The sequence below is a fragment of the Paraburkholderia sp. genome, assembly GCF_035501035.1.
Lineage (GTDB): Bacteria > Pseudomonadota > Gammaproteobacteria > Burkholderiales > Burkholderiaceae > Paraburkholderia.
Genome location: NZ_DATJWR010000139.1, coordinates 1 through 9,924 on the forward strand (window position 1 = coordinate 1; position 9,924 = coordinate 9,924).

A 9,924-nucleotide genomic window follows, 5' to 3' on the forward strand; every position below is an offset into this window, starting at 1 on the left:
ATCCTGTGCTCGCACGCTGCACTTTCGCAGGAAGCAGCATGGCCGCCGCGAAGCACAGGAAGTGAATGCCTGAGAGCATCGCGAAGGCCAGCAGAAAGTGCCGTGGCTGCACGCCGGAGCTGGTTGGCACTGCCAGGGAAAGAGAGATTGAGATGAGTGTCGTCGCAACAGGACCGCCTATGCGCTGCGCGATGTTCAATGCGGTATTCGCCACGGGAAGCCTTGCTTTCGGCATCGACGCATACGCAGCCGAAATAGAAGGAATGCTGATGGTTCCCTGACCCAAGCCAGCCAGGAAGAGACTGGCCAATGCCACGCCGCCAGAAAATCGGTGGCCCGTCATCCACAGGAACGAGATCGTTGCGAGCAGCGCCAGCAATGCCCCGCCCGCAACGAGGGCACGGCAGCCCAACCGGTTGGTCAGAAAGCCGATGCAGGCGAACGAAACCATCATGCCCACGCCTGTCGAAGCAAGGAGCCAACCGGCTTGACTCGTGGATAAACCGCAGCCCGCTATGAGATAGAGCGGAACGGCAAGCTGCCGCCCGTACAGCATGCCGTTGGCGAGAAATTGTGTGATGGCTGGTACGGCGAACTTGCGGTCCGCGAACATTCGCACATCGATGAGCGCCGAACTCCCGCGAAGTTTCGAATACCACACGAACGCCGCGAGCAACGCGACGCCGGAGAGAAGAGGCATGATGCCTTCGGCGTGCAAGGCGTTCTGGAGTCCGTAGAGCAGCGCGACAAGCCCCGGCGAGATCAAGGCAAAACCCGTGAAATCGAAGCGGCGCCGCTGCAGCAGGCCGGCATCCGGCGCAAGCAGCAGGGCCGCCAATACGACGCCGAGCACGCCCACCGGAACGTTGATGAGGAAGAGCCAGGGCCAGGACGCCCGCGCGAGCACGGCGCCGGCCAGAACGGGGCCGAGGATCGGTCCGAGCAGGATGGGCAGGGCGGCATAGCCCATCGCGCGCTCCATGTTCCTCGCCGCCACGCGAGCGATCATCATCTGCGCCATCGGCGCGAGCAGCCCGGCAACCAGACCCTGGAAGATGCGCGCGGCGATCAGCTCGCCCGTGGTCTGCGCCGCGCCGCACAGTATCGAAGCGAGCGTGAACGTCGCGAACGCGAAGAGATAAAGCCGCTTCGCGCCCACGCGGTCCACGAGCCAGCCGTTGAGCGGCAGCATCAGCGCCATGGCCAGGAGGTAGCCGCTGACGATCCACTGCGCCGTGGCAATGGGCGAGTCGAGCGCGTGGCCGAGGGTGGAGAGGGAGACGTTGACGAGCGTCGAGTCCATCTGCGCCATGAATGAACCGATGGAAACGACGACGGCGACCTTCCAGACGGAAGGATCGATCCGGCTGGAGGGGCCGGCGTGCTCGCGCATCTCGTTCATCGCCGGGCGTCCGGGGTTTTCTTGTGCGGCTGCATCTTGCGAAGCATGAAGACAAACAGTCGAACTTTCAAGTTCGGCGGCACGGCACGCCTCGCGGGAAGCCTTTGCCAAGCGCTGCTAAATTACTCATGGCGCCACCCGCGGGCGCCGCGGCATCCGGCGCCAACGCCGAACCTGACCCCTGGAGACGAGCATGGCCGCACTTCAAATCGACGATCTTCCGGCCGCGATCCGGCAAGCCAAACGCACGCTGCGCGCGCGGTTGCCGAACTATCGCGAGGTATTCGAGGAGGTGGCGCAGGCGACAGCCGAGCAAGCGCGCCTCATTGCACGGCAGCGCGAGACGGGCGAGGCCGTGATTCCCGAGATTGCGTTCGCGGACATCGCGGCGCAGCGTGTGAGCGCCGAAGCGATAGCGTTCGTGAAAGCGCGCGGCGCCTGCGTGATTCGCCGTGTGTTCGAACCGCAGCAGGCCGCGCGTTGGGATGCCGAAATCGCCGACTACGTCACGCGCAACGATCTCGACGCGCGTCTCGCGAATCGCGCCGAAGACCGCTATTTCGGCCAGCTCAAGTCGAGCCGCCCGCAGATCTACGGCATCTACTGGTCGCGCCCGCAGGTGCTCGCGCGCGAATCCGCCGAGCTCACCACCGCGCGCGTGTTTCTCAATCGCCTCTGGCGCCACGAGAGCGACGGCCGCGTGCATTTCGATCCCGACGTCGTGCCCGCCTATGCCGACCGCTTGCGGCGCCGGCCGCCCGGCTCGGCGTCGCTCGGGCTCTCCGCGCATTGCGACGGCGGCTCGGTCGAGCGCTGGATCGACGAGAACTTCCGCCAGGTCTATCGCCATGTGTTTTCCGGCGACTGGCGGCGCTATGACCCGTTCGACGCCGCATTCCGGCCCGACGTGAACGAGATTCCCTCGCCGGCGGTCTGCTCGATGTTCCGCACCTTCCAGGGCTGGACCGCGCTCACGCCGCAGGGGCCCGGCGACGGCACGTTGCAGCTCGTGCCCATCGCCAACGCCATGGCGTACATTCTGTTGCGCGCGCTGCAGGACGATGTCGCAGACGAAGACCTGTGCGGCGCGCAGCCGGGCCGCGCGCTATCGATCCGGCCCGAGTGGCACGCGCCGCTATTCGAGGCGCTCACCTCGATCCCGCAGATGCAGGCCGGCGATGCCGTGTTCTGGCATAGCGACGTGATTCACGCCGTGGAAGACGAGCACCACGGCGCGGGTTACAGCAACGTGATGTATATCGCGGCCGCGCCGGGTTGCGCGAAGAACGACGCCTATCTGCAGCGCCAGTTGCCGAGTTTTCTCGAAGGCCGCAGCCCGCCCGACTTCCCGGGCGACCATTTCGAAGTCGATTTCGCGGGGCGGGCCGGCGTGGCCGACCTCACGCCGCTCGGCCGCGCGCAGCTCGGCCTGCCGGACGAGGGCTGATCTGCACGAGCCGAACGAGCGGCTGTTCTGACGAGCCGGGCGCGAGAGCGCCCGGATGCCCCCGGAACGGTCGCCGCAGCGCAATGCGCGCGCTATATACTAGGCGCTCGTTTCTCCTGTTCGAGCGCACGCCATGACCGTTCCTTCGTCGACGCCTGAGGCCGTTCCGCCCTTCAGCAAGGCCGCGCCTGGGTGCGCCGCGGGGCGAGAGACGGGCATGGGCCTCGAGGAGCCGTTGCGCTTGCACTTAAATGCGATTGCGCTCGCCACCGAAAATGCGGATGCCGGTTTTTCGGGCTGTCCTCCGGCGACTGGGCCCCAGCCGTCGCCGGACGTGCTGCTCGACGGGCTTTTGCGCCTCGTTGCCGCGCATTTTGGCGTGGCGGCGGCCTGTTTGCTGCCGGGCGATGCGCCTGCCTGGCGCCGGATCGGTGCGGGCCTGGACGAGGCCCTCTATGAGGGGCTCAATCAGGCGCTGAGCGCGCTCGCGCAGTGGCCGCGCCCGCGTGAGGCGCGAGAGCCGCTCGTCGTGCCCGATATCGCCGAAGATCCCGCCTGGCTCACTGTGCTTGCGCGCGCGGGCGGGCTGCCATTTCGCTTCGTTGCCGCATGGCCGCTGCATGGCGCTCAGGGCGAGCACGTGGGCAGTCTCTGCCTGCTCGATCCCGCGCCACGCGAACTGGACGCCGCCGCGCGGGCAAGCCTCGACGACTTTGCGCGCTTGGCCGCGGCGCTCGCGGCACAGCCGGGGCGCGACGACGCCACCGGCGCTCCCTGGGAAGAGGAGCACTCGCTGCACTCGGAGCTTGAAGCTCTGCGGGAGCACGAACGTTTGCTCACACACGCCATCGCGGGCAGCGGCACGGGCATCTGGGACCGAGATGTGGTGACTGGCGAGATCCGCTATTCGACCGGCTGGAAGGCGATGCTCGGGTACGAAGAGCATGAGCTGACGAACCGCATCGAGGACAGTTATCTGCGTCTGCATCCCGACGATCTCGACTATGTGAAGGCCGCAATGCAGACGCATTTCGAAGGTCGCACCCCGGGTTACGAGGTCGAGCATCGTATTCGCTGCAAGGACGGCAGCTACAAATGGATCTGCAGCCGCGGCAAGGTCATGAGCCGCGACGCGCAAGGGCGTGCGCTGCGCATGATCGGCACGACCACCGACATCACCTCCATGCGCGAGATGGCCGAGCGTCTGCGCGAGAGCGCGGCGCTCATGACGAGCCTCACGAACGAGGTGCCTGGCCTCGTGTTCCAGCGCCGCCAGTTGCCCGGCGGCCATGCTTTGTTCTCCTATGCAAGTGCGGGCATCGCGGAGATCTATGAACTCACGCCCGAGCAGGTCGCGCAGGACACGGCGCGTGTGGATGCGCTGATCCATCCCGACGATCTCGATGCATGGCGCGCGTCGTTCGAGGCATCGGCGGCGAATCTCACGCCGTGGCACCTCGAGTTTCGCGTGCAACTGCCGCAGCAGGGCCTGCGCTGGCGGCAAGGCGATGCGAGGCCTCAGCGCCTTGCGGACGGCACAACGGTCTGGCATGGCTTCATCACCGACGCGACGGAGCGCAAGCGCATTGAAGCCGAACTGCAGGAGTTCGCGAGCACCGACAGCCTCACGCGCTTGCCCAACCGCCGTCATTTCATGGCGCGCATCGAGGCGCAGCTCACACAGGTGCGCCGTGGCGGCTCCGGCGCGGCCGTGATGATGTGCGATCTCGACCACTTCAAATCGATCAACGACCGCTGGGGCCACGCGATCGGCGACGACGTGCTGCGCAATTTCGCCGAAATCCTGCGCACGCAGCTACGCGCGGGCGACCTCGCGGGCCGCATCGGCGGCGAGGAGTTCGCGATCCTGCTCGCGGCCGCCGACCTCGAAGGTGCGCAAAGCGTCGCGCGACGCATCCAGGAGCGCTTTGCCGAGCAGCCGCTCGCGGGTGACGCCGGCGCGGTCGTCCTCACCGTGAGCATCGGCATCACCATGATGAATGCCGCCGACCCGAGCGCCGAGGCCGCGCTCACGCGTAGCGACTTCGCGCTCTACCGCGCAAAAAAGGGCGGCCGCAACCGTATCGAGTGCGCGTGACGCGCGGGCACGGTAGCTGACGTTGGCGACGCGCGGGAGCCCGGTGCATGGCGGCATTCCTGGCGCCGTGAATTGCTTGGCGTGAAACATCGGTTCGGCGAATGTGCGCGCCCGGGTAGCATTGGCGATCTCGATGGCGACGCCGTGTCGGCGCCGTCCCATGCTCGAACGGACCGCCCGACGATGACTCGCAGCAGGCCTCGCCTTATTCCCCGCGTTAGCCCTGTCTCCCGCCGCAGGTTCCTCACCACGCTTGGCGCGACGCTCGCCAGCGCGGCGCTGCCCGCTTCGGCGTGGGCGAAATTTCAGTCCGATCAGTTGCGCATCGGCTACCAGAAGGCCGCGAGCACGCTTGTGCTGCTAAAGGCGAGCGGCACGCTGGAAACGCGGCTCGCGCCGGTCGGCATCAAGGTGACATGGACCGAATTCCCGGCCGGTCCTCAACTGCTCGAAGGCCTGAACGTGGGCGCGATCGACTTCGGCTACGTGGGCGAAGCGCCGCCCGTGTTCGCGCAGGCCGCCGGCGCGGACTTCGTTTATACGGCCTACGAATTACCCACGCCGCACGCAGAGGGCGTAGTCGTCGCGAAGGCATCTCCGATTCGCGACGTGGCGGGGCTCATGGGCAAGAAGATCGGCCTGAATCGCGGCTCGGACGTGCACTGGTTCCTCGTCGCGCTGCTGCAGAAGCACGGCCTTTCTATCGGCGACGTCCAGCCCCAGTTTCTCGCTCCCGCCGACGCGCGCGCCGCGTTGCAAAGCGGCGCCATCGACGCCTGGGCGATCAGGGATCCGTTTCTTGCCGCCGTCCAGGCGCAGGACGGTGCACGCCTCATTGCCGATGCGAGCGGCGTGGCGAGCCATCACCAGTTCTTCCTGAGCCAGCGCGAATTCGCGCAGAAGAGCAAAGACGCATTGGCGATCGCGCTGGACGAACTCGGCAAGACGGGGCAGTGGGTACGCGCCAACACGGCGGCCGCGGCCGCGAAGCTCGCGCCGATCCAGGGGCTCGACGCGGCCACGATCCAGACCGGCCTCACGCACTACGCGCACGAGTACCGGCCCATCGACGCCGCCGTGATCGCGCAGCAGCAGAAAATCGCCGACACATTCTACGACCTGAAGATCATTCCGCGCCGCGTGGCGACGAAGGACGCCGTGCTCGCATGACGCGGCGCGCACGGGCGTCCCGGAGGCAACGCGCGCTCTGGTGCGCGCTTCAGTGCGGCGACGACCAGCCCTTGTAGCTGCTCACGTTGTCACGCGTGACGAGTTGAGGCGTCATCTCGATCATCGGGTTGGCGGGCTTCTTGCCGTTCATGATGTCGTAGCCCACCTGCACGGCCGTTTGCGCCATCTTCCACGGGTCCTGGCTGGCCGAAGCCTGTACGAGCGTGTCGCTCTTGAGCGCCGTTTCGATATCGGGTGCGCCGTCCACCGAGGTGATCACGATGTTGCCGCGATGCAGCTGCTTCGCAGCAAGATCGCTGCCAATGGCCTGCGGGTCATTGATCGTGAACACGCCGGCGATTTGCGGGAAGCGCGTGAGGTAGCCCTGCATCACGTTCATGCCGCCTTCGCGCGAGCCCTTGCCGTCCTGGTCATCCGAGAGGATCTTGATGCCCGGCGACTTCGCGAGCACCTGCTTGCAGCCGTTCACGCGGTCGATCACGGCCGAAACCTGCGGGCCGTTCTGGATGATCACATTGCCCTTGCCATTGATCTTCTTCGAGAGGTAGTCGCACGAGATCTCGCCGGCCTTCACGTTGTCGGTCTGCACGGTGGCGTTGGCGCCCGCGGCGGCCACGTCCACGGCCACCACGACGATGCCGGCTGCCTCGGCCTTCTTCACCGCCGGCTCGATCGCCTTCGGATCGGTCGCGTTCAGGAGGATCATGTCCACGTGCGCGGAAATGAAGTTGTCGATCTGCGTGAACTGCTTGTTCAGGTCGTAGTCGGCGGAAACGGCCGTGACCTTCGCGTTCGGGTTGATCTGTTTCGCTTTCGCTTCCGCGCCGTGCACGATCGTCACAAAGTAAGGATTGCCGAGCGAACCCACCGTGATACCGATCGACTTGAGCTGCTTGTCGGCGGCGTGCGCGCCTTGCAGCGCGAAACCGAGTGAGAGTGCGGCGGCGGCGAGAACGGCTTTTTTCATGAACATGGAATTGTCTCCTGAGGGGTCCTGTTGGGTACTTTCTGGCGCTCGCAGGAGGACCGCCCGCGAGCGCGCTTGTTGCGATATCCGGGTAGAGGCGCCTTAGGTGCGCGCCGAGCCGCGCTGGCGGTAGCGGTCGAGCGCCACGGCGCCGACGATCACGAGCCCCTTGATGATGTACTGCCAGATGTCCGAGACGCCGAGCAGCACGAGGCCGTTGGTGAGCACCGCGATGATGAGCGCGCCGATCAGCGTGCCGATGATCGAACCGACGCCGCCCACGAAGCTCGTGCCGCCCAGAATGACGGCGGCGATCGCGTCGAGTTCGTACGACTGGCCGAGCTGCAGACCGTTGGCCGCGTAGAGGCGGGCGGCCGACATCACGGCGCCGAGGCCGGCGAGCAGGCCCGACACCGCATACACGAACATTTCGATGCCCCACACCTTGATGCCCGAGAGGCGAGCCGCTTCCGGGTTGCCGCCCACCGAGTAGATGCGCAGGCCGAGCACCGTGCGCCGCAGGACGAACCACGAGGCGGCCACCACGACCAGCGCGATGATGACGAGCCAGGGCACGCCGAGCACGGTGCCGTTGCCGATGAAGGCGAACGACAGTTGCGGGTTGAAGATCGTCGTGTCGTGGCCCATGAGGCGCGCGATGCCGCGCACGGCCGTGAGCGAGCCGAGCGTGACGATGAACGGCGGCAGGCGCAGCAGCGCGATGAGCGCGCCGTTGATGAGGCCAAAACCGAGCCCCACCGCGAGCGCCATGGGCACGCCGAGCCAGCCCCAGCCCACGATGTTCGAGCCGATCATGGCAGCCATGGCCGCGGCGGCCAGCACCGAACCCACCGAGAGGTCAATGCCGCCCGTGAGAATCACGAAGGTCATGCCGGCTGCCAGCACGATGTTGATCGACGCCTGCTGCGTGACGATCGACAGGTTCTCCAGCGTGAAGAAGCCGTCGTTGAGGAAGCCAAAACCAATGCACAGCAGCACCAGCACCGGCAGCATGCCCGCCGTGCGGATGAGCGACTTCACGCGGGCGCGGTGGCCGTCGATCGCGGCGCTGCGCGCCGGTTCCGTGGGCGAAGCCGCGACGCCATGCCGGGGAAGAATGCTTTTCATATCGTACTCCTGAGGAACGTTTCAGCGTATGCGGTGAGAATCAGGCGGCTTCGTCCAGCGCTTGCTGCGAGCCGGTGGCGAGTTCGATGATCGCTTCCTGGGTGATGGGCTTGCCGGTATAGCCGCCGAGCTCGCCGGCGAACACGCCTTCGCGCATGACGAGCACGCGGTCGGCCACGCCGATGACTTCGGGCAGCTCGCTTGAAATCACGATGATGCCCACGCCGGTTTTTGCAAGGTCGTTGATGATGCGATAGATCTCCGACTTCGCGCCAATGTCGACGCCGCGCGTGGGCTCGTCGAGGATCAGCACGCGCGGCTGCGTTTCCAGCAGGCGCGAGAGCAGCACCTTCTGCTGGTTGCCGCCCGAGAGCGCGCCCACGTTCACGCGCGCGCTCGGCACGCGAATGGAAAGCGCGCGAATGGCTTCTTTCGCGCGCTCGGCGCCGCGCGCGAGGTCGAGCACCCCGAGGCGCGCGTCGCGCCCGGCCACGGCCACGTTGATGTTGTCGCGCACGCTCATGTCGAGAAAGAGGCCCTGGTGCTTGCGGTCCTCGGTCAGATAGACGAGCCCTGCGTTGATCGCGTCGCGCGGCGTGTGCACATGCAGCGTCTTGCCGTCGATGGCAATCTCGCCGCGTGCACGCGGCTCGGCGCCGAAGATGAGGCGCGCGAGCTCGGTGCGGCCCGCGCCCACGAGGCCCGCGATGCCGAGCACTTCGCCCGCATGCAGGTCGAGGCTGCAGCCGCGCACGCGCTTCTCGTCGGCAACGTCACGCACGGTGAGCACGACCTTGCCCGGATCGTAGGGTGCATGGGCCTTTTTGTAGAAGCCCGAAATATCGCGGCCCACCATCATGCTCACGAGGCTTTCCGCGTTGAGCGCGTCGCGCATGAGCGTGCCCACGTAGCTGCCGTCGCGGAGCACCGAAACGCGGTCGGAGAGCTCGTACACTTCCGCCATGCGATGGCTGATGTAGATGATCGCAAGGCCTTCATCGCGCAGCTGGTTGATGAGCTTGAAGAGGCGCTCCGTTTCGCGGGAGGAGAGCGGCGTGGTGGGTTCGTCCATCACGATGATGCGGGCGTCGCTGTGCACGGCCCGCGCGATCTCCACGAGCTGGCGCTCCGCGATGGAGAGCGAGCCGACCAGCGTGGTGGGCCCGAAGCTCGCGCCGAGACGCTTGAGCACGTCTTCGCAGCCGCGCTCCATCGCACGGCGATCGACCGTGCCGAAGCGGCCGCCCTTGCGCAGTTCGCGGCCCGCGTGGATGTTTTCGGCCACCGAAAGATTGGGGGCGAGGCTCAGCTCCTGATAGATCACCGCCACGCCCAGCTCGCGCGCGGCATGCGGCCCGTCTATCACGACCGGCTTGCCTTCGATGAGGATCTCGCCGCCAGGGTCGGCGCGGTAGGCGCCCGAGAGAATCTTCATCAGCGTGGATTTGCCTGCGCCGTTCTCGCCCATCAGCGAGTGGACTTCGCCTGGGTAGACGGTGAGGCGCACGTTGTCGAGCGCGCGCACGCCGGGGAAGGTCTTGGAGATGCCCCGCATTTCCAGCAGCGGGGGCGTGGACTCAGAGGGCGACATGGCTCTCCTCCTGCGCTTGTGCGTAAGTTTGTGCGCCGGCGCCCATGAGGATGCCCGCGCGCGGCGAAAAGTTGAAGAACATGGGGAGCGTGGCCGCGCC

Annotated in this window: 7 protein-coding genes; 3 read left to right on the forward strand and 4 right to left on the reverse strand. The window is 66.5% G+C overall.

What is annotated here, in order from left to right; translation table 11 throughout:
* The coding region (locus VMJ11_RS09645) for a DHA2 family efflux MFS transporter permease subunit (protein ID WP_325619188.1) at nucleotides 1-1,402 on the reverse strand (1,402 nt) is incomplete at its 3' end.
* Between the two features lie 193 nt (nucleotides 1,403-1,595).
* Between VMJ11_RS09645 and VMJ11_RS09650 the strand changes: the two genes are divergently transcribed.
* The 3 genes from VMJ11_RS09650 (at nucleotide 1,596) to VMJ11_RS09660 (ending at nucleotide 6,117) form a co-directional block, all read left to right on the forward strand.
* The gene (locus VMJ11_RS09650; protein WP_325619189.1) at nucleotides 1,596-2,849 is read left to right on the forward strand and encodes a DUF1479 domain-containing protein; all 1,254 of its coding nucleotides are present in this window, start codon (nucleotides 1,596-1,598) and stop codon (nucleotides 2,847-2,849) included.
* Between the two features lie 133 nt (nucleotides 2,850-2,982).
* Entirely contained in the window at nucleotides 2,983-4,947 is a 1,965-nt protein-coding gene (locus tag VMJ11_RS09655) for a diguanylate cyclase (RefSeq protein WP_325619190.1), read from the forward strand.
* 183 nt (nucleotides 4,948-5,130) lie between these two features.
* Nucleotides 5,131-6,117 (forward strand): aliphatic sulfonate ABC transporter substrate-binding protein, encoded by a 987-nt coding sequence (locus VMJ11_RS09660; protein WP_325619191.1) that lies wholly within the window; start codon nucleotides 5,131-5,133, stop codon nucleotides 6,115-6,117.
* A gap of 49 nt (nucleotides 6,118-6,166) precedes the next feature.
* Here the strand turns inward: VMJ11_RS09660 and VMJ11_RS09665 are convergent, their stop codons facing one another.
* From VMJ11_RS09665 to VMJ11_RS09675, 3 genes are all read right to left on the reverse strand, one after another.
* The gene (locus VMJ11_RS09665) at nucleotides 6,167-7,111 is read right to left on the reverse strand and encodes an ABC transporter substrate-binding protein (protein ID WP_325619192.1); all 945 of its coding nucleotides are present in this window, start codon (nucleotides 7,109-7,111) and stop codon (nucleotides 6,167-6,169) included.
* Between the two features lie 96 nt (nucleotides 7,112-7,207).
* On the reverse strand, nucleotides 7,208-8,233 hold the full coding sequence (locus tag VMJ11_RS09670) for an ABC transporter permease subunit (RefSeq protein WP_325619193.1): 1,026 nt from the start codon (nucleotides 8,231-8,233) through the stop codon (nucleotides 7,208-7,210).
* A gap of 40 nt (nucleotides 8,234-8,273) precedes the next feature.
* Nucleotides 8,274-9,824, reverse strand: coding sequence for a sugar ABC transporter ATP-binding protein (locus VMJ11_RS09675; protein WP_325619194.1), 1,551 nt, complete (start codon nucleotides 9,822-9,824; stop codon nucleotides 8,274-8,276).
* Nucleotides 9,825-9,924 lie beyond the last annotated feature (100 nt).